The organism is Legionella sheltonii, assembly GCF_026191355.1.
Lineage (GTDB): Bacteria > Pseudomonadota > Gammaproteobacteria > Legionellales > Legionellaceae > Legionella > Legionella sheltonii.
This window is the reverse complement of record NZ_JAPHOQ010000002.1, coordinates 137,217-158,330: the sequence shown is the minus strand read 5'-3', so window position 1 is coordinate 158,330 and position 21,114 is coordinate 137,217. Positions and strand designations below refer to the sequence as shown.

Sequence of the window (21,114 nt, the reverse complement as noted above, 5' to 3'; positions counted from 1 at the left end):
TCGACACTTAGAAAGTCGTATTTTTACCCAGCTTATGTTTTATTGGGCTGTTGGCGTCAATTTTTTTATCATCCTATAGTTTATAAATGTTGTGCCACCCATTTCTTTAGTTTGTCTTGCTTCAGTAATGTAACCATGATGATCAAAAAATGGTTTCGCTGTAATGCTGACATCAGAGAAGAGTTCTCGGACTCCTAAAGCCATTGCTTTATGCTCACGAACCTCGAGTAAGGCTTTCCCAATTCCTTGATTTTGATAGTCCTTATGCACATACCCACGATTGAGATAACCATTTTCTTCTAAGTCTGAAAATCCAACAATCTTGCCACTTTCTATATTAATTGCGACAAAGGTATAGTTTTTAGCAAGAGATTTTTGCCATTCAATCAAATTGGGATTTTTAGGGGCCCATGCATCGAGTTGTTCTTGGGTATAATCCTTGCAGTTGACATAGTGGACTGTATCATAAAAAAGCTGGTAGATTTCCGCTTCATCGCCTGCTTCAAAAAGTCTAATGTAAAATTTTTGATCGGATGCTCTAAAGGCCGGATAAAATTCTAAGGGTTTTGCACCAGTCCAATGTTTTTTAATTTCAAAGAGTATGCTCTCTGCCATTTGTCTTAAATGAGGTAATAAGTTATTCCTGGATGCAACATGAATAAATGCTTGCAAACGTGATACAACTCTTGGTCTTACCCAATTTTCTTCGGCATTCCATAATGAGTTTTCTGGAGTAGGACCTGAAGGACCCACTCTGTCTTTTTCTAGAGTGGAATTAAGAAAAGGGAGTGTTTGTTGTAATAACCAAAAACCACAGGCTTCGGTATAAGCTTTAGCATAAGCCAAATCATCTGATGCCGCAGGAATAGTTCGTTTCAGTTCTTCTCGATAAATAATCTCGAGAGGGGATATGACATCCTCGGGGATCGCTTGAGCACACCAACATGTTGGCATGCTCATTCTAAGATACGTACCATCCAGTAGGGCATTGCGTACAAAGGCCCATTCAAAATCAATTAGTTGTAAATCACCTGTTTCCTCATGGTCGAAAACATTATCGGGACAAATATCCCCATGAGTTAAAACAGTAAATGGACCCGGTTTAAGTAATGATTCAATCAGTAAAGTAGATTCATTGATGCATTCTGTTGTTAAAGTCAGATTGAGATTTTTAGTTGTTGTGCGTAGTTTCTCGAGTAAATCAGTACGAGTGAAATCTAAATCTTCTTGATGAGTTTCGGCGATCCCATGAATTTGACTTAAAATCGCTTCGTAGCGTGCTGTTTTAGCAAAACCTGCCGCATGGAAGCTTCCTAATGCTTTCATAAAACGTCTTAATGCAAGAATCGCCCTATCTCTATCCGGAAGTGTTAATGTGTCAACTAAACTGATATGCCGTTTTCCTAAATCTTCGATAAGAATAAATCGATGTTCTTTATCACCACCATAAAAATGTGGAACATTATGCATGTTTTGGTGAATTTGATTGGCAAACTCCAGTCCGGCCCAGTCGCGGGCAAAACGCGCATAGGCATCTTGGTCATCCGTCTCTGATTTCTCAGGCAATGATTGTTTGAAAATAATGCTTTTGGGGATGGTGCTTAGGTTGCTGTTCAGCATAATCCGTAACACAATATTTCGACGATCTGGTTCACTTAAAAACTGTAAAGAATCAATTTCAATTTCTGTCATAAAAAGGTGTTGAAGCATTTGGGTGACTTTTTGCAGTATTACTGGATTGATTGTTTGTTGTATACTCATATTGTGTCGTCCCTTAGCGTAACGTTTTCAGCAGAAGCAGATGATGTTTATCCTCACTATACTCAGTGCGCTTAAATCCCGCTTTTTCATAACAGTGAATCGCTTGGTAATTATTAATCTCAGGGTCAACGACAGCAGCACAAAAAGTATTAGCCAGGTTCTCTGTAAACCTATCTAAGATGTGTCTACCTAATCCTTTACCGCGATGTTCATTTGATGCAATAAAGAGATCCAAGCCGACCAACTCATTCAGTTGATAGATATCAAATAAGGAATTATTAGGATGCAAAACACCTTCAGGGAAATGATCTTTGAAACAATAATATTGAATAAAGCCTATGGCTTGTTTATCTAAGTTAATTATAAAACTAGGAACATTATCTTGACCCTGAATTCTCGGTAAGTATTTCCTTTTTATCGCTTCAAGTGACCAAATTGTTCCTCGAGCGTACCATTGACTAATGATAGGTTCCTGGAACCAAGAGTAAAGACGGTTGATATCCTGTTCACATAGAGGCTTAAAATGGAGTGATTCGCGAGGATTCATAATATTCTATTTTAAAAGTTTATTTCTTAATGACGCGCTTCTTTTGCGACATCGGTACTTCTAGTGTTGTAATTTTAAAGAGATGGGTCAACCATTCGCTTTCATCCCATAGCTCTGCTGAGATGACTAAATAGGGCTTTGCACCTGGATAGGGAATGCCTTCATCATAGTTATTGATAAATGCTTTGCCCGCATGAGTCGGTTTAACGAATAATTGATCATCGCAAACTAAAGCAATGACCTTGTTATCGCAGTAAATAGCATATTCACCAAACATCTTGTTCGCATAAACACTTCCGGCTTTTGCAGTTTGATCGATGATAAAGTCAACAGTACTTTGTCTGGAGGCCATTACTCATTCCCATGCTGATCTTGTTTTATAAGTTCTCAATAAAGCCTGAAAATCGGGATTTACTATTTTTTTTATTTGAAAAATAAAAGAGCTGTTGATTTTAATTTATTGGTTCTTAACCAACTAAGGGGAAGCAAATTTTACGTAACTATTTGATTTAATGGTGGCTATGGGTGGACTCGAACCACCGACCTCAGCATTATGAGTGCCGCGCTCTAACCGGCTGAGCTACATAGCCACAAGACGCGTGATTTTGTCGTTTTAATGGAAAATTGTCAATACCGTTATTCTATTTTTTTGGATTTTTTTCATATTCTCTCTAAGCTTTTATATTTTCTACCTCTATATTTCATAAATTCACTTAAGTAGAAATAGAGCAATTGAATGATTATAAAACAAAAGAATAAGGAATAAATACGTGCTTAGGTCTGTTCGCTGTATCCATAATAGAGACAAGGTCATAAAAAATAGAACAAATAGAATCGGTACATTCTATATCAGCTTATTGGGCAGGAAAGATTATTTGAGGAGCACTTAGGGTGAAGTCCTGGGCTCAGCTGCGCTTCACCCAGGCTACCTTTGAGAAAGTTAGATGATGAGTAAGTACATAGCACCTGGTCCACGTAATACTTGAACCAATAACTCTTGTTTTTTCTGTTGAGCAATTTGTTGCAACGTTTTAACGTCTTTAACAGGAGCTTTGTTTGCAGAGATAATGATGTCTCCGGGTCTTAAACCAGCACGCCATCCTGCACTTGTTTCTGAAGCACCGACAACTTGGACACCAACCACGTTTCCATGAGGAGGGGTCTCTTGCTCAAAGTTTCTTAATGCCAGTCCATAAAGGAACGGATTCTCTGATTGCATTTTTTGTTCATGAGACTTAATGTCAGTGACGACTGCATCCAGAGTGATTGTCTTTCCATCACGCTGAACAACCATTTTAACATTTGAACCGACACGTAATAGACTAATGGTAGTCTTTACCTGAGTTGCCTGTGTGATTTTTGTGTTGTTAATTTGGGTAATTATATCACCTGATTTTAAACCAGCACGTTCAGCAGGAGAGTTTGGATTAACTTGTGATACCAAGGCACCTTGAAAATCCTCAGGATATCCTAATGAATGAGCAAGCTCTGGGGTTAAATGTTGAACAAATATACCCATTAAACCTCGATGAATTGAGCCAAATTTGATTATCTGTTGGGCAACATCTTTGGCCATGTTAATGGGGATCGCAAAACCAATTCCCACATTACCACCATAAGGAGAAAGAATTGCAGTATTAATCCCAATCAATTCTCCTTTTGTATTAACGAGTGCACCACCAGAGTTACCAGGGTTAATTGCAGCGTCGGTTTGAATAAAGTTTTCTACACCTTCAATATTTAAATCACTGCGTTTTAAGGCACTCACAATACCAAATGTTGCAGACTGACTATTACCAAAACTGTTTAAACCAAAAGGATTACCAATTGCCACTACAAAATCACCCACTTGCAGCTGATCTGAATCACCTATAGGTAAGGATTTTAAATTGGTAGCATTAATTTTTAATATAGCTAAATCAGTTTCGCTATCACTGCCAATAAGTTTTGCTTTTAAACGTCGACCATCTTGCAACGTAATTGTGACCAGTTCTGCATGACGGATTACGTGATCATTCGTAATAATGATCCCATTTTGTGCATCCACTATGACACCGGAACCTATGCTTTCAAATTTACGTCCTTTTTCGGCATTGGGTTGCTGGCGCTTTTTGTTGTTTTGCGCTTCATCATCAGTGCCAGGTGGTGTTGTATTTGCAGGCAGATAGCCCTGTACTGCAACATTTACAATGGCTGGCATGATGTTTTTCAATGCTGGGGCCAAACTGGGCATAGGAGTAGGGGCTGCTTCATTAGCCGCATAACTGAATGAGGCTGTTATAAGAAGCAGGGTACTTATAATGAACTTGATATGTTTTATCATAATTATTAGTCCTGAGGTTGATCATTAAACCAGATTAAGGTAGCTATTCTACCTGTTTGTGATGCTCTTCGATAGGAATACAACTCATTTTTTAACTCAAAAGTGCATAATTCAGACTGATACACTGCTTTTACGCCCTTTGAAGTCAAAATAATTTCAGCAATTAGAGGTAAATTAGCCAACCATTTTCCATTAACAGGCTTGAATGCTTGTTTACTTAAAGGATAAGTATCGGTAAACGTTTGGTATACTTCTTCACCCACTTCATAACAGTTTTGACAAATTGATGGTCCTATCCAGGCGAGTACATCGGATGTCAAGCTGTTCATTTTATCAAATGTATTTTCGATAATACCATGAGCTAATCCTTTCCAACCAGCATGAATTGCGGCAATTTCGTTACCTTGTACGTTACAAAGCATTATGGGCAGACAATCGGCGGTAAGGATTGCTAAAGGATGATTCATGGAACGGGATATAGAGGCATCTGCATTTCTATTGGGATCCTCTTCAGCAATAACACAATGCGTACTATGCGTTTGATTTAGCCATTGGGGTTCGCCGGGTAAGTGCAACAATTCCACAAGTTGTTGTCTGTTTTGCAACACGTGTTGTTCATTATCACCCACATGCAAACCCATATTATTGCTGTCATAGGGGGCCTGGCTATACCCGAATAGACGAGTTGTGCTTAAGGCAGTAATATTCTTTGGCGCTGGCCAATTTGCTAGGTTATTCTTCATAATGCTCGTCCAATGTGTTAAGAAGAAATTGAAAGTCATCAGGTATTGGAGCTGTAAACGTCAACTCATTTTCTGTTTTTGGATGATACAATGAGAGCGTACGTGCATGCAGTGCCTGTCGTTTAAAATCTTGGAGTAGAGTTCTTAACTGTTCTGATGCATGGGCTGGAAATCGCATTCGACCTCCATACAACGAATCCCCAACAACAGGATGATTAATGTAAGACAAATGAACCCTGATCTGATGAGTTCGCCCAGTCATTAGATTGACATCCAGTAAAGTAAAATCCTGATATTGTTTTTTTACTGAGTAATGAGTTATTGCTTGTCGGCCTTGCTCTTGCACGGCCATTTTTAATCGATTCCGTGGATGTCGTCCAAAGCCGGTGTGTATCGTTCCGCCTGAAATAATATGGCCTTGTACTAACGTAATATAATGGCGTTGAATCTCGCGAGCCTGCATTTGACGGATTAAAGAAGTATGTGCAGGTAATGTTTTTGCTACGATTAACAGCCCCGTTGTATCTTTATCTAATCGATGAATAATGCCTGCTCTAGGTAAGTGTTGTAAGGATGGCGCATGATGTAACAAGGCGTTAACCAAGGTATGTTCTTTATTTCCCGCTCCAGGATGAACGACCATGTTTGCAGGTTTGTTGAGTACCAAAATGTCTTCATCTTCATAAACGATATTTAAAGGAATATCTTCAGGGGCACAATGATTGAAATCTTTATCCATTAAAGTGAAATCAACATTGATCTCAATCAAATCACCATCTAAAGTTTTGTCTTTAGGCTTACAGGGTTTATGATTGAGTGTTATTGCGCCGCATTTAATCCAATTGCTGATTTGTGAACGCGAATAATCGGGAATTAAGTGCGCGAGTACACTATCAATACGTTGATTATGGTACTCGCGTGGAACAGTTAATTGTTGGTGAATGTGCTCAATCATCAAATTGTTTCAATCTCAACTTCAATGAGACGTCCTCGTAAGGAATTGGGTAATGCTTCATTGATTTGAACATTGACGAATTGGCCTATTAAATGGGCTGGACCATCAAAATTCACTACTCGATTGCATTCAGTACGACCGGAAAGCTGCTGGGAATCTTTTTTAGCATGACCTGTAACTAATATTTTTTGTGTACTTCCAACCATCGATTGACTGTAACGAGAAGCGTTTAGTAACAGTCTATTTTGTAATATCTGCAGTCTTTGTTTTTTCACTTCCATAGGCGTGTCATCTGGCAAATTCGCTGCCGGAGTACCCGGTCTTGGGCTATAGATGAAGCTAAAAGAGGTATCAAAACCAATTTCATGAACCAAATCCATCGTGTCTTGGAAATCTTTATCTGTTTCTCCTGGGAAACCAACAATGATGTCGGTAGATAAACGAATATCCGGGCGTACCTTCCGTAATTTCCTGATCTTGGATTTGAATTCCAAAGCGGTATAACCGCGTTTCATTAAACCTAAAATACGATCAGAACCACTTTGTACCGGTAGATGCAGATGATTAGCCAATTCCGGTACTTCTGCATACGCATTAATTAAATTATCTGAGAACGCCAAAGGATGTGACGTTGTAAAACGAATTCTGCCTATCCCTTCTATAGCAGCAAGATAATGAATTAATAGAGCCAAGTCAGCGACATCACCATTTTCCATCATACCACGGTAGTCATTAACATTTTGTCCTAATAAATTGATTTCTCTCACGCCTTGGGTTGCTAATTGATAACATTCAGCCAGTACATCATCAAAAGGACGACTAATTTCAGTACCACGGGTATAGGGGACAACACAGAAACTGCAGTATTTACTGCAACCCTCCATAATCGAGACAAATACAGTTGGACCTTCAGCTCTCGGGGCGGGTAGGTGATCAAATTTTTCTATTTCTGGGAAACTGATATCGACTACTGGCTTTTTCTTTTCCATGCGCGCATTGAGCAATGCTGGAAGTCGGTGTAATGTTTGTGGGCCAAAAACGATATCGACAAAAGGAGCTCTTTTAATGATGTCTTCACCTTCTTGACTCGCAACACAGCCACCTACACCAATCACTACGTGAGGATTTTTGGCTTTATATTCACGCCATTGTCCTAATTGAGAAAAAACTTTCTCTTGTGCTTTTTCACGAATAGAGCATGTATTGAGTAATATCACATCTGCTTCTTCAACGTGTTCGGTTTTAACTAAGCCATGTGATTGCAGCAAAACTTCTGCCATCTTAGTTGAATCGTATTCATTCATCTGGCAGCCGTTGGTTTTGATGTATAGTTTTTTAGCCATATCAAATCTACTTTAAAAATGTATCTGAGTGTAGCAAAGCAGTCTTGTTTATCCTTATCCTCATACGAGGAGAAGGGGCCCAAGAGGGCGGATGAGCGAATAACTAGGATTAACCTCAATCCTAACCCTTACCCGAAACGGGAGATGGGATTTTAAAATAAATAACAAGACTGCTTTGCTGTACCCAGGTTACTTTATTCCAGGAAGTGTCGTATTATTTCATTAATGTACACTTTGGCAATAAGTTTCTTTAATTTTTGGTAAAATAATTAAAGCAATAAGCATTCCTATTGGAAGAATAGCAAGTCCGGTATAGTACGCTTCCAATGGATATACCCGAACATTCCCATTCAGTTCACCTTTCCACATTCTATCAAGGATAAAACCAATCAGTGGTTGTGCCAGTGCAATACCTATCATATTCATCATGTTCATAAAGCTTAAGCCCGTAGCAACATATTTTTTATTGCATAATTCTTTTGCTACAGTAAATGCAGGTAAAAAACCTGCGGAAAATATACCAAATGCGAACAACAACAGTTCCATATATATTTCGTTACTGATTGGAGCAAAAATGAAAATCGTAGAACAAATAAGTGCACCGATGCTTCCGATGTACATAGGTGGTTTGCGTAAGCCAATGCGATTTGAAAAAATTCCCCATAAGGGGCTGGCAATCGCCCAACCGATAAACACTAAAGAAATATAATTTGCAGCGGTCGTCTTGGTGATCTCCATTTTAGTCATCAGGAAGGGAACACCCCATAGGCCGCAAAAAACTGGGGTTGCCATATACATCAGGCCGCCATAGCAAGCAACTAACCAAAGTTGTTTATTTTTTATTAGCGACAGTAAGCTCGGTATTAACGGTTCTTCCTCAATAGGATGGTGATGAGTGATTTCATGATTCTGAGGAGTATCTTTAGCTATGACACTGAGTAGGACTGCAAGAACAAGACCAATGGTGCCCATAATGAGCATGCTTTGACGCCAACCAAAACCATCAATCAATAATGCTAAAGGTGCTTCACCACCAATGGCTCCTAACATTCCTATGGTAACCATAAGCCCCGTAAGCAAGGCAAACCGTTGTGAAGAAAACCAATTTGCAGCGAGTTTCATGGTACCTACAGCTGCAAAGGCTGAACCAAAACCTATCATCAATCGGGCGACACAGGCCATAAAAAAGTTATTGGTCATACCAAAGGCAATGGTACTTACAGCACAAACAATAGTAGCTAGGGTTAATAATCGTTGCGGACCGAAATAGTCCATTAATACACCACCAGGTAATTGCATGGCGGCATAGGAATAGAAATAGACACCCGATAGAATTCCTAATGTTTGGCTGGTAACTGCAAAATCCCTCATTAGTTCATTACTCATAACGCTGGGTGATACTTGTAAAAGACATTCGTAAAAATAAAATAAACAACCTAAGCCCCATACCATCCAAGGCATTATCGATTGAATCCCAAAATTAATTATTGATTCGGACCGTGTATTGTATTGTTCCATGCTTTTATCATTCTCCAAATTCATTTATATGAAATTGATTTTGTATCTACTACTTCAATCATAAAGTAAGAGTTGAGTCTGACTTTGGTCAATTATTCTGAGGCATTCTTCAATTAAAAGAGGCTCATCTGTAGGTTTACTCCACCTTACTTTTCTGACCATAGCGTACTCTAATTTACTTTGTGAGTATGCGAAGTATGTATTTTGAATAAAAACTGGGAATAGCTCCGTAGGTTAGATTATTAAAACCTCGCGTCACTTGTAAATGCAGTTTTTTAAATTACAAAGTCAACCGGCAACGTTAACACACAAATATATAAATTTCACCATATAAAATATTAACAGTTTGTGTATTATTTGTCTACTGTTCGTTTGGATCATCAGGGGGATCAATTACTACACGAGTACCTTTCATGCCATCACCAGGAAGATCAATAAACTCTTCATTAAGCCAACGTGCATCTTCAATAAACATTCTGACACAACCGTGGCTTGCTCTGAAACCTGGTACATCATAACTTCCATGCAATGCATAGCCTCTAAAAAAATGCATGCAATAGGGCATTAAAGCTCCTCCGTCGTTACCATCAGCTCTTCTTGGAAACACAGTGGACACGCAGTCTATATCTTGTTTGCGAATAATTCGAAATGAACCTGTAGGGGTACTACACCCCCCTATGACACCAGGACATTTTCCTATTCCCGAAGAAATTGGCCCCCACCAGAGTAACTCTCCATCTTGATCATAGGCAGCCCAAGCTAATTTTTTTTGACTCACATAAATTGCTTTTTCTCCTGTAGATTCAATATATCTTGGAAAAGGAGAAACGTCATAAATCGTTAGGCGATCGATGTTTTTGGGTACAGCAATAGTCATTCCTGGACGCAATGAAGTATTCATGCGGTTAATTCGTCGTACCATATCTTGTTCTTCGGCATTGGGAAATAGTTTTTCCCAACTTTCGCCATTTTTTATTTTCATGCAGAAATAATCAGGTGAATTGCATAAAGTCTCACCATACCGTGTATAGGCAAGAGCGAGCTGACTGAATGTTAGTAAAGCGATTGAGACGGTCATTGATATCATATTCTTCATAAATGATCTCAATTAGGGTCGTTGTATTCTCTATAGCGGCACTTTAAAAAATAACTTTAAAATGAAATAAGTTTCTATTTGATGCGAATAAATTAAGTAGAAAAAATATTGGGCAAAAGGACCTGGTGTTTATACGGAGAAATACTAAGGATAATCCTAAGTGAAAAAAAGGGAAAAGTTACTTAAGATTAAAACGGCGCTAAGATGCCAGAAAAGCAGCGAGGTTATATAAAAACACAAATCCTCGTAAATTCTTGAGCCACTGAGCTGAAGTCTTTGACCTAACAATTTATATGAGGATCTGTGTTTTTAATTATTTGCTAACCTAGAAAGGGTAGAATTGCAAAGTGTCTCATAATTTCTTCTGCTCTGACTCCATATGTACCTGAAGCACCAGGAACACCTACAGTAGTTAGGGCGCCATTTGCTGTGTCAAAAACTGGAGCTGATGCTGCACCTACACCCCAGGCTGTTGCAGAGGCTGTAACAGCAGCACTTGGAGTTCCAGTTCCAGTGACTATAAGTGCTAAGTTAGCATAAGCAGTTGTTGGAGGCGTAAAGGTTGTAGCTGTTGCTGTAGTTGCAGGGACTGTTGTTGTGGTTACAGAGTCATAAACTACTGTTGAAACAGTTCCAATTGATGTTTTAAGTGGTGTTACTGCTACAGAGCTAATACCAGTACATGAAGTTGAGCTGTGTGTATTTGAAGCAGCCCATTTGACAGTTACAGTACCATTATAAGCAACGGTTGCAGTAGTTGAGCATGGTCCAGTACTGTCTGATACTACAACAGAAATACTTGAAGCCGTACTTCCAGCGTTGCCTGAAGTGGAGTCCACATTACCAAGGCCATTAATTATGACGAGTTGTCCACTTGTAACCCCAGCCGCAAAAGCGGAGCTTGATGCGAATAAGGCAATTGCAAGGGTAGATTTTAAAAATGTATGTTTTAATTGTTCCATTTAAATATTCTTCCTTTGATTAATGATTAAACAACAAAACGTGGAATATACTGCAACCACTCGTGGTAAAGTCTAGCATAAAATTGTAAATCTGTAGTAATTTTCAAAATAAAGTTTTTTCAATTATTTCAGTGAGTTGACAATTAATTGAAATGAGAACAAACACACGTTGATTCAATGTCCAATGATGGCGCTTGTTTGAAAAAAAGAGGGTGGATAGCGCTCGTCATCCTAAGTACAACGAGGGGTAGCTCCCCATCGTAACACCATTGCTACAACACGAATAGTTCCTCGTTGTGCTCGGGATAATTTCCCTGCCTGTTTGTGGCTACATTGATTATCTGTCAAGACGGGCGTGATGAATCTGATTCTGGGTGAGCAGGGCTAACTTTTTGCCACGCATCATGCAATTGCGCAAGCAATGAATTAGATTGTGCTAACAGTTCTTTGTCATTATTAAGATTGGCTTTTAATAACAAAAATTCGATATGTCCATATAATTGGAGTAAGTTCTCTGCTATTGCCCCACCTTGATCACGGTTTAAGCTGTTTTTTAAACCTTCAATGATACTTAATGCTTTACTGATATGCTCTCCCTTTTCTTGTATTTCCTTGCGTTCAATATTACCTTGTGCTGTAGCAATATGAGTGCGGGCACCTTGTAACAACAAATTAATTAATTCATGAGGAGAAGCAGCATCAATACGAGTTTGTAGTTCAATTGTTTTATATTGATTTATAACTTGTTGATAAGGATTTTTCATTAATTATGCTCCAATTTATTTGTTGGTATTCAATTTGGGGAGGTTCGACAAGATTTGAGTCAGCGTATTGCTGGTGTTTTGCATCTGTGAAATTAAGAGATCCACGGCGTTCCATTGTTTATAATATCTTTTTTCTAGAGTAATGCTCCGTTCATTAATGCGCTCTTGCATTTCATCTAATTGCTTTGCTTGACTATTTAATCGGTCTATTCTTTCTTCAATTTCCCCATCTTCGTCCACTAAGGACTCCAAATAGCCATCAATCAACGAGGCTAAACCATCACTAATAATAATTTGGCCTCTATTTCCAGCTTGTCCTGAGAGCACATCAATCGATAAGGTACTGTAATCCCCTGTGCCATTTAGAGTAATTCCATCCGTTGAATTAGCTAAAATACCACCTATAGTCCCTGACATACTCACTCCGGGAGTATATTCACCTAATATAACATCATATGCTCCTGCAGCGACTTCAGTATCCATGGAATTGATTTTGATGTTTGGATCGGTAGCTGTAATTTTTTTTGCAAATAGATTGCCTATATATGGGTAATTATTATCAATAGCCTTATCCAACATTTCTGGGTCAATTTCTAATAAACCATGCTTGTCTGAGGTAATACCTAAGTCAGCTAGACTTTGGATCGGTCCAACTGGAGTTAATGGAGTGGTGGCCAAGTTATATAGGTTGGTTTTCAATTCTCTAAGATTACTGTCGCCTTGCAGTACCCCTTTTTTTCGAGTCTCCATATCGAAACCAGTTAAGTTGGTTAGGAATTTCATAAAATCATTATATTTTTTGACGAAATCATTAATTAAACCCTTCGCATGTTCTACATCTTTTTCCAAAGTTAAAGTGACAGTCGTTGCTGGATCAGCTTGTTGTAGATCGAGGGTGACCCCTGTTATTGCACCTTCAATTTGGTTGCTGCTCTCATTTAGTAGTAATCCATTAATTTTTACCAGGCTATTTTGAGCGGCCATACTTTGGGTTAAAGGAACATTATTTGTTGTAGGATCATAATTGAGCGCAGCCAAGCTTCCGGTAATTTGCATCGCGTAATTTTCACCTGTTTCTGCTGAGGTCAAGGTTAATCTTGAACCTAGACTATCTTGTACAATGGACGCTGTTACACCTGCATTTGCGGCATTTATTGCATCGCAAATCGCAGTAAGACTGTCGTTTCCTGAAGTAATATTAATTGTTACTGGGGAGGCTGCAGTATTTTGAGTGAACGTTGTATTGTTATTACTGTATGTTCCAAAGTTAATGGTCATACTGCCACTACCCACTGAAGTACTGCTGTTGGCGAAGTAACCACTGGCAAGACTTTGTGCTTGAGCTAATTGTTGGACTTGGATTTGATATAAGCCTTCAACTGGTTGTCCTGTACCTGTAAGGGATGCAGAGACATATCCAGGTTCATTGATTTGGCAATTCATTTGATTAAATTCACTAATAAAAGATAGCGAATTAAGAGTTGCTTGAAAGGTTGATATAGCACTTTTTAATTGGCCAAAAGCAGACAACTCGGTAGCAACAGAGTTAAATTTTTTATCATGTTTTAGTTGTAATGGCATGAGATCTGCTTTTACCAGGCCTTCAACCATTGATTTAATGTCTAAACCTGATCCAATACCTGGAGTTGATAGACCCATAATATTCCCTTATCTGTTGGGTAATTTCCTACGAAATTACTTTATCCATAAATTGCATCAAACATGTTTATCTATAGAACCACTAATTATCCCATCAAGCAAGTGTAGTAAATGCAAATATTCGTCTGAGGGTATTTTGCGAATTATCTTATCCGAGATTTTGTCAGTGACTATAGTTTGCAGAAGGCCTGTGGCATGATCGATAGCTTGTTTCGAATCAGTATCCAAATTCAGATCCGATGTAGCACATTTGGTCACAGGTTTAATGTTTTTATCCTTTAGTTTGACTGAATCTGTCTGTAGCAATTTATTATTTGCTGGAGGAATCGATTCCATAGTCATTTTTTTACTCCTTTCCCTTGATTGGTACCATTAATCATTGGGATACAAATAAGCCGAAAGCGGCAAAAGCCGCATTTCGGTTTTTACTTCTTTTTTTACAACTATCCTAACAAGGATAGAACAGATTGTGGCATCGCGTTTGCTTGAGCCAACATGGCTGTTCCAGCTTGTTGCAGGATTTGGTTCTTAGTTAAATTAGCCATTTCTGCAGCATAATCAGTATCTTGAATACGGCTACGTGCAGCAGACATATTATCGGATACGTTTTGCAAGTTAGTTACGGTTGCATCAAGTCGGTTTTGCAAAGCACCTAATGAAGAACGGTTGGTGGTAATACTGTCCAAAGCAGCACCAATTCTCAATATGGCTTTTTCTGCACCAGCTTGAGTAGTGATATCGATTATATTAACTCCATTAGTATCCAAACTAATACTTGATAAACCGATATCGGCTGTTGTTCCACCCACAGTAATGGCTTCAGGAGCACTCATAGTGATATTTCCTCGTAAAGTTGAGGCAAATGAACCACCGGTGACGCTTAATCCATTAGTACCTGCAGTGAATCCAGTACCACTTTCTGTGACGGCAATATTTCTTCCATCTGCTGCAGTTAAAGACATACTTGAACCATTGAGTGTGGCTACAACACCAGTTTGTACGCTAGATGCATTGATTGCGTCCAAAAGGGCGTTGTTGCTTAATGCAGTAGACACGTCTTGGTTAATAAATATGTTAACACCATTAATACTCAGGTTATAAGTATCTCCGGCTGCACCACCGATCGCACCAACAGTTGCACTACCACTTGTAGAAGCAGTTACTGTTAGACCAGAGATACCTGCTGCATTAAGTGCTGCTGCTTTAGCATACGCTGAAGAGCTGTCTTGACCAGTTGCTGCACCAACATAGTTTGCAGAAGAACCAATACTCACTGCTGCACTAGAGCCAAGAGCAATCGTAATATCAGTTGCAGCACTAGCGCTTACTGTGCTTCCTGTTTGATAAGCAATATGACCTATATCTGCAGATGCAATACTGTTTATCGAAAATGTGATGGTTTCGCCAGAGTTAGCACCGACTTGCAGTGAAGCATTGGTGTAGGAGCCATTTAAAATGGTTTGGCCGTTAAATTGGGTGCTGTGAGCGATATCATCCATCTCACTCAAAAGGTTGTTTACCTCATTTTGTAATGCGGCACGGTTTGATTGGCTATAGGTTCCGTTTGCAGATTGAAGTGCCAACTCTCTCATACGTTGTAAGAGGTCAGTTGACTCTTGCATTGCACCTTCAGCTACCTGTGCTAGCGAAATACCGTCATTAGCATTTTTCACTGCCTGGTCCATACCGCGGATTTGTGAGGTCATATTTGTTGAAATTGCCAGTCCTGCAGCATCATCTTTAGCGCTATTAATTTTTAGACCAGATGATAACCTTTGAATCGCAGTAGCCATAGCGCCACTGGATTTAGATAAGTTACGCTGAGCAAGTAACGACGGTACGTTGGTATTAATAATTTGAGCCATAATTATAGTCTCCTCAGACCTAAATCCCTGGTTTGGGACATTTGTTATTTGGTAAATTCCTTTTTAAATGCAAATTCACCGTACGCAAAAAGGTTATCGGACACAATGCGAAAAACTTTAGGCTTATACTTGTTTTTTTTCAAAAAAATGGAAAATTTGTTTATTAAAATGAATGAGTTGTATTTTTGTTCAATCCGTTTTTGCTTCTATTATTTAGTTGTTTTGTTGTTCTCAGAGAGATTTGAAGATTTAACATTCACAATAGGCCATCCATCACCCATTTTTTTTAATAAAAGAAGCAGGCATACCTGATATGGATTTAAGAATATTTTTTTCTGTGTATAATATTGTGATTCTATAATATTAGGTTCCAATTATGAGTTGGTTTAAAAAATTATTGCCTTCAAGAGTGAGTACAGACTCTTCCCAAAAAAAAGGAGTTCCTGAGGGTTTATGGCTTAAATGTTCAGGTTGCAATGAAGTTCTCTATAGTACTGAATTAGAAAGAAATTTAATGGTCTGCCCATCTTGTAACTTTCATCACAGGATTTCCGCACGTGTCCGAATCCAACAATTTCTCGATGAGGGTGGTCAAGAAGAAATCGCTGCATCATTGGAACCTCAAGACCGCTTAAAATTTAGGGATTCAAAAAAATATAAAGATAGAATTTCACAAGCTCAAAAAGCAACTGGTGAGAAAGAAGCTTTGATAATTGTCAAAGGAACCTTGTTGCAGCAGCCTGTAGTTGTTGGTTCTTTTGAGTTCAATTTTATGGGGGGCTCCATGGGGGCTACAGTAGGGGAGAAATTTGTTCGTGCAATTCAAGTAGCAACAGCAGAACAAAGACCCTATGTTTGCTTTACTGCAAGCGGTGGCGCACGAATGCAAGAAGGACTTTTTTCTTTAATGCAAATGGCCAAAACTTCAGCAGCTCTAGCAAAATTTGCAGAGCTTGGATTGCCTTTTATTGTGGTTCTAACTGATCCAACAATGGGAGGGGTTTCTGCAAGTTTTGCAAGTCTTGGTGACGTGATCATTGCTGAACCGAATGCATTAATTGGTTTTGCTGGTCCACGGGTTATTGAGCAGACCGTAAGACAAACATTACCTGAAGGGTTTCAGCGAAGCGAATTCTTGTTAGAACATGGACATATTGACATGATTCTTGAACGGAAAGATATCCGTCCAGTCGTTGCAGAGTTGATATCTAAATTAACGCGCAAAGGCGCAGGTGATTCAGTTGCCAAAGCTATCTCATATTAGACCTCTTACAGCGTTTCAAAAGAAATCTATCGACGAGTGGTTATATGATTTAGAAACTAGAAATACACAAGAGATACAACTTGGTTTAAAACGTATTATGGAAGTTGCGCAAAAATTAAGCCTGCAACTTCCAGGTTGCCCAGTTATTACTGTTGCTGGTACTAATGGAAAAGGTTCAACGGTAACATCTCTTGAAACAATTTATCATGTTGCAGGATATAAGGTGGGTGCCTATACCTCACCTCATCTTATTCAATTTAATGAACGTATTCGTGTTAATTTAACTCCCATTTCTGATGATGATTTATGTCAGGCGTTTAGTGTTATTGAAGAACTTCGTGGAGAAGTTCTTCTAACTTACTTTGAAATGACTACTTTGGCTGCATTGTGGTATTTCAAAAAAATGGACTTGGATATTGTAATTCTTGAAGTTGGATTAGGGGGGCGCTTGGATGCTACGAATATTGTTGATGCGGAATTGTCTATCATTACTACAATCGATTTTGACCATCAAGATTATTTAGGTACTACGCTTGACGCGATTGGTTATGAGAAGGCAGGGATACTCCGCACTGGTAAACCCTTTATTTATGGGGATATTAGTCCACCTGCCTCAATCATTGATGTGGGGATGCAACTTTCTGCACCTGCTTATTTACTTGGACAAGAATTTTCGATTCAAGAACAAGACTCTGTCTGGAGTCTTCATTATAATGAAAAACTTAAACTTGCTTCTGTTTCTGGATTGCCTAAACCTTCAATACAATTGAAATCAGCAGCAGCGGCAATTACTGCTTGTCAGTTGCTAGCACATGATTTGCCAGTGACGCATAGCCATTTTCAAGTTGCGATGCAGCGTATTTTTATTCCTGGACGTTTGCAATTACATAAGGACACCGTGAGTACTTTATTTGATGTGTCTCATAATCCTCAATCGGTAAAATTGCTAGCAGATACTGTATGTACATTAAAAAAAGCAAAAGTACATGCGGTATTCTCAGCTTTAAAAGATAAAGATATTTTGGGTTTGATTCGACCATTAAAGGATTGCGTTGATTGGTGGTATCCTGCACAATTGGATAGCAAACGTGCTGCCAGTGCGGATTTGTTGCTTACATTTTTTAAGGATGCAGAAATTCCTGTGGATATTTGTTATAATAATCCACTTGTAGCTTTTGAAACTGCATTGAAGCAAGCTAAACCTGGTGACTTAATTGTTGTTTACGGGTCTTTTTTTACTGTGAGTCATGTTATGGCTAATAGGAGATTCAATGAAATTAGTAATTGATGAGAAGCTAAAGCATCGTTTAGTTGGTGTGGCTGTTGTTTTATCATTAGGAGCAATTTTCCTACCTGCGATGATGAAGAAGTCGAGCCAACGTCTTGAAAATAATTTTAGTGTTAATGTGCAGTTACCCCCCAAACCAACAACTCCTAATGTCGTAATGACAAATGAAAAGGAGATGTTTAAAACCATAAAAGTAGCTAAGATTGAAACTCCTGATTTAGGGCAAAAAGGCTCCGATCTTGGTAAGGAAGATTTTATTCAATCCATTCAAGTGGCTGATAATGCAGCTGTGGATGCTGCTGTTCCTGTTGCGAAAGCAGCGTCAATGCCTAAGGTCGCATCGACCCCTAAAGTTGATTCAATAGCAAAACCAATTGAACTGGCATTGAGTAATGCAGCAAATAATGTAGTTAAAAAACAAGTCAAAGCCGTGCCTACTAAACCGGTTCGACCTGTTGCACGAGTACAAGTGCAGCCGAAAAATAAACCCATTGTAGCAAAGGCAAATACCACCCGTTTAAATAAGAAAGATATTTATGCAGTTCAATTGGCTTCATTTTCACAATTGAATAATGCCCAAGCTTTAGTTAATAAATTACGCAGCAAGGGTTATAAAGCAAACTATATCAAAACTAATGGAAGACAAGGGGCTATTTATAAAGTCTATGCAGGACATTCACCGGTTAAAAGTGATGTGATGAAATTAAAAAATCAATTAGCAAGTGCCATGCAGCTGAATGGCTTTGTGGTTAATACCGGAGTGAGCTAATGCAAGCACAATGGGTTGATATTATTTTAATAATAGTAATTGGCTTATCTACTATAACCGGCTTACTCAGGGGATTTATTAAAGAATTTATTGCCTTAGGAGTATGGGTGTTAGCTATTTGGGCAGGTTATAACTACTCAAACGCACTTAATCCTTATCTGCAACCTTATATTCAAGATCCCTCTATTCGTAGCATAGCCGGTTTTGTTATTATTGTTCTTGGTGTTTTAATTACAGGTGGTATCGCTAATGCGATACTTGGCCTCTTTTTAAGAGGTAGTGGCCTGGGAGCTATGGATAAAGTTTTAGGCGGGATGTTTGGTTTTGCTCGCGGTGTTCTTATTCTTTCCCTTGTTTTCGCAGTACTCAGTATGACCTCGTTGCCTTATCACCAATATGTTCAAACTTCCAGGGTTTATAATCAACTTTTACCTGTTATAAACTGGATTTCTGGATATTTACCAGGACTTATAAATAAAGCGAAACAGACAGTATCGGTAAATGAGTCCTTTAAGCTTATTGATATAGTCCCTGAGACTTAATGTATTCATAGACTGCTTCAGGGAGCTTGTTTTTTACATCAGCTCCCTTTTTTATTTCTTCACGAATGGACGTGGAAGAAATTTCATAGTGACCCGCATCAAATAAAAAAACTCTTCCAGCATGAGTACTTAAAAAGTCGTGTTTGTTTTTAACTTCATACTGTTCCAAAAATTTTTTCATGATTACCGGAATGGGTTGACTGGAAAACTCAGATCGATTGATTACCAATAAGTTAGCTAAAGTAATAATTTTCTCCCATTGATACCAATTGGGTAATGAGATAAAAGCATCATAGCCAATAATTAACGTTATGGATGAGTTAGAATATTCCATCCGGAAGCTTTTCAATGTTTCAACCATATAGGATGGAGTATCTCGTTGTACTTCACGTAAATCGAGTCTAAAGTAAGGTATTTTTTTTATAGCCAATTTAATCATTTCTATTCTTTGATTATTACTGGCGAGAGTAGGGGGCTTTATAGTTGGTGTTTTACAAGGAAGAAAAATATAGGAATCAAAATTAAAATGCTTTTGGATTGCCATGCTGGCCTGTAAATGGCCATTATGTATCGGATCAAATGTACCACCCAAAATAGCTATGCTGTGCATACGTCACCTATTAAATTTCCCAGACAGAGTGATAGAGCCGCATTTTCCAGGGAACTCCATACTAGAGTATTGAGATTTGATTTAATTCGTTCGTCTATGGAATAACAATAGCGATGAAGTTGTTGTAACATGGTCTTATTGAGTCGATTACAACATGCTTTATAAAGATTAACGCGCTGAGGCCAAATTTTAAGTTGATTGCAAGCACTTTGAGCATCAATTTGTTGTTCCATTAAATTGGACAATTGCATGATTAGGCGTATTTCTTGACTGATTATCCACAGAACTAAAGTGGCTTCGGTCTTATTATTTGCTGCATGACGTAAAATCTGAATCGCTTTATCACTTTGGCCAAGCAGACATGCATCAACCAGTTCAAAAAGATCATGATCGCATTGATTGGATAAATGCTCTAATGCTTGTTGTGTATCTACTTTACTGTTGGGAGCACAAGATAAGGCTATTTTTTCAATAACCTGGGAACAAGCCAGCATATTTCCCTGGGTGTATTGATGAATTAATTCAGGAACCTGAGGATCATAGCTCATTGAGTTTTTCTTTAATTGTACGGCTATCCAACTTTTGATTGCCTCCGAATTCAGTGGGTAGGCTAGTGTAAGAATGGCCTGCTCATGAGAAGATAACCATTGTAATTGCTTCGCAGGTACATTGGGCGCCCTAATAACAATAAAGCAACGTGAATTTACCGAATTAAGGTATTCAGAAAGAATTTTTTTTCCAGTAGCATCTATTGATTTCTTATCATAGAAAATATTTAAGAGTACTGTCTCTGAAAATAAGGAGTAACTGTTCGCTTCTTCTTTTACAATACTCCAATCGTCCACTGATTGGATAGATATGATTTTTTCATCATAATTATAATTTTTTTTAATTGCTGATTTTATGGTTATAAAAGAATCTTCTAGCAAGTAATTATCCTGCCCAATAATTATGTAGAGTGGTGCAATTTTTTTTTGTACTTGTTGAGCAAGCAATTGTTGTCTGATTTGCATGATAATTTAGCTTAAGCCTGTGTATATGATATTGGATGAAGAACAGTGTGCTACTCATGGTGAGAGCGTAGCCTGGAAACTTTTGCCCCATC

The 21,114-nt window shown here is 38.5% G+C and carries 20 protein-coding genes and 1 tRNA gene; 4 read left to right on the top strand and 17 right to left on the bottom strand.

Annotation, left to right across the window (positions count from 1 at the left end; genetic code table 11):
* Positions 1-39: 39 nt before the first annotated feature.
* The 15 genes from OQJ26_RS02705 to OQJ26_RS02635 form a co-directional block, all read right to left on the bottom strand.
* Entirely contained in the window at positions 40-1,761 is a 1,722-nt protein-coding gene (locus OQJ26_RS02705; RefSeq protein ID WP_265702370.1) for a GNAT family N-acetyltransferase, read from the bottom strand.
* 13 nt (positions 1,762-1,774) lie between these two features.
* Complete coding sequence (locus tag OQJ26_RS02700; RefSeq protein ID WP_265702369.1) at positions 1,775-2,308, bottom strand: GNAT family N-acetyltransferase; 534 nt, start codon at positions 2,306-2,308, stop codon at positions 1,775-1,777.
* 19 nt (positions 2,309-2,327) lie between these two features.
* Positions 2,328-2,660 (bottom strand): TfoX/Sxy family protein, encoded by a 333-nt coding sequence (locus tag OQJ26_RS02695; protein ID WP_265702368.1) that lies wholly within the window; start codon positions 2,658-2,660, stop codon positions 2,328-2,330.
* Positions 2,661-2,821: 161 nt separating this feature from the next.
* Positions 2,822-2,898 (bottom strand) — tRNA-Met (locus tag OQJ26_RS02690).
* 350 nt (positions 2,899-3,248) lie between these two features.
* Positions 3,249-4,631, bottom strand: coding sequence for a Do family serine endopeptidase (locus tag OQJ26_RS02685; protein WP_265702367.1), 1,383 nt, complete (start codon positions 4,629-4,631; stop codon positions 3,249-3,251).
* A 5-nt stretch (positions 4,632-4,636) separates the two neighbouring features.
* On the bottom strand, positions 4,637-5,374 hold the full coding sequence (gene pgeF / locus OQJ26_RS02680) for a peptidoglycan editing factor PgeF (RefSeq protein ID WP_265702366.1): 738 nt from the start codon (positions 5,372-5,374) through the stop codon (positions 4,637-4,639).
* Positions 5,364-6,329, bottom strand: coding sequence for a 23S rRNA pseudouridine(1911/1915/1917) synthase RluD (rluD, locus tag OQJ26_RS02675; protein WP_265702365.1), 966 nt, complete (start codon positions 6,327-6,329; stop codon positions 5,364-5,366). Before rluD ends, pgeF begins: the two co-directional genes overlap by 11 nt.
* On the bottom strand, positions 6,329-7,672 hold the full coding sequence (miaB, locus tag OQJ26_RS02670; RefSeq protein ID WP_265702364.1) for a tRNA (N6-isopentenyl adenosine(37)-C2)-methylthiotransferase MiaB: 1,344 nt from the start codon (positions 7,670-7,672) through the stop codon (positions 6,329-6,331). The genes rluD and miaB overlap by 1 nt, the downstream gene beginning before the upstream one ends.
* Positions 7,673-7,894: 222 nt before the next feature.
* Positions 7,895-9,190: an MFS transporter gene (locus OQJ26_RS02665; RefSeq protein WP_265702362.1), complete on the bottom strand. Its 1,296-nt coding sequence runs from the start codon at positions 9,188-9,190 to the stop codon at positions 7,895-7,897.
* Between the two features lie 361 nt (positions 9,191-9,551).
* Positions 9,552-10,286, bottom strand: a complete 735-nt coding sequence (locus tag OQJ26_RS02660; RefSeq protein WP_416209936.1) for a L,D-transpeptidase — start codon at positions 10,284-10,286, stop codon at positions 9,552-9,554.
* A gap of 320 nt (positions 10,287-10,606) precedes the next feature.
* The gene (locus OQJ26_RS02655; protein ID WP_265702361.1) at positions 10,607-11,248 is read right to left on the bottom strand and encodes a hypothetical protein; all 642 of its coding nucleotides are present in this window, start codon (positions 11,246-11,248) and stop codon (positions 10,607-10,609) included.
* Positions 11,249-11,592: 344 nt separating this feature from the next.
* Positions 11,593-12,012 (bottom strand): flagellar export chaperone FliS, encoded by a 420-nt coding sequence (gene fliS / locus OQJ26_RS02650; RefSeq protein WP_265702360.1) that lies wholly within the window; start codon positions 12,010-12,012, stop codon positions 11,593-11,595.
* 15 nt (positions 12,013-12,027) lie between these two features.
* Complete coding sequence (fliD, locus tag OQJ26_RS02645; protein ID WP_265702359.1) at positions 12,028-13,671, bottom strand: flagellar filament capping protein FliD; 1,644 nt, start codon at positions 13,669-13,671, stop codon at positions 12,028-12,030.
* A gap of 57 nt (positions 13,672-13,728) precedes the next feature.
* Positions 13,729-14,013 carry a FlaG family protein gene (locus tag OQJ26_RS02640; protein WP_265702358.1) on the bottom strand — a complete coding sequence of 95 codons (285 nt, stop codon included), beginning with the start codon at positions 14,011-14,013 and terminating at the stop codon, positions 13,729-13,731.
* A 101-nt stretch (positions 14,014-14,114) separates the two neighbouring features.
* Positions 14,115-15,536, bottom strand: a complete 1,422-nt coding sequence (locus OQJ26_RS02635; protein ID WP_265702356.1) for a flagellin N-terminal helical domain-containing protein — start codon at positions 15,534-15,536, stop codon at positions 14,115-14,117.
* A 376-nt stretch (positions 15,537-15,912) separates the two neighbouring features.
* On the opposite strand from OQJ26_RS02635, the gene accD reads away from it, so the two are divergent.
* The 4 genes from accD to OQJ26_RS02615 are packed head-to-tail and all read left to right on the top strand — an operon-like array spanning position 15,913 to position 19,399.
* Positions 15,913-16,800 carry an acetyl-CoA carboxylase, carboxyltransferase subunit beta gene (gene accD / locus OQJ26_RS02630; protein ID WP_265702354.1) on the top strand — a complete coding sequence of 296 codons (888 nt, stop codon included), beginning with the start codon at positions 15,913-15,915 and terminating at the stop codon, positions 16,798-16,800.
* Positions 16,778-18,088 carry a bifunctional tetrahydrofolate synthase/dihydrofolate synthase gene (gene folC, locus OQJ26_RS02625; RefSeq protein WP_265702353.1) on the top strand — a complete coding sequence of 437 codons (1,311 nt, stop codon included), beginning with the start codon at positions 16,778-16,780 and terminating at the stop codon, positions 18,086-18,088. Before accD ends, folC begins: the two co-directional genes overlap by 23 nt.
* Positions 18,072-18,857 carry an SPOR domain-containing protein gene (locus tag OQJ26_RS02620; RefSeq protein WP_265702352.1) on the top strand — a complete coding sequence of 262 codons (786 nt, stop codon included), beginning with the start codon at positions 18,072-18,074 and terminating at the stop codon, positions 18,855-18,857. Before folC ends, OQJ26_RS02620 begins: the two co-directional genes overlap by 17 nt.
* Positions 18,857-19,399, top strand: coding sequence for a CvpA family protein (locus tag OQJ26_RS02615; RefSeq protein WP_265702351.1), 543 nt, complete (start codon positions 18,857-18,859; stop codon positions 19,397-19,399). Before OQJ26_RS02620 ends, OQJ26_RS02615 begins: the two co-directional genes overlap by 1 nt.
* Here the strand turns inward: OQJ26_RS02615 and nadD are convergent.
* On the bottom strand, positions 19,374-20,009 hold the full coding sequence (gene nadD, locus OQJ26_RS02610) for a nicotinate-nucleotide adenylyltransferase (RefSeq protein WP_265702350.1): 636 nt from the start codon (positions 20,007-20,009) through the stop codon (positions 19,374-19,376). The genes OQJ26_RS02615 and nadD overlap by 26 nt on opposite strands.
* A complete protein-coding gene (holA, locus tag OQJ26_RS02605; protein WP_265702348.1) occupies positions 19,997-21,022 on the bottom strand; it encodes a DNA polymerase III subunit delta in 1,026 nt (341 codons plus the stop codon). The genes nadD and holA overlap by 13 nt, the downstream gene beginning before the upstream one ends.
* Positions 21,023-21,114: the final 92 nt, after the last annotated feature.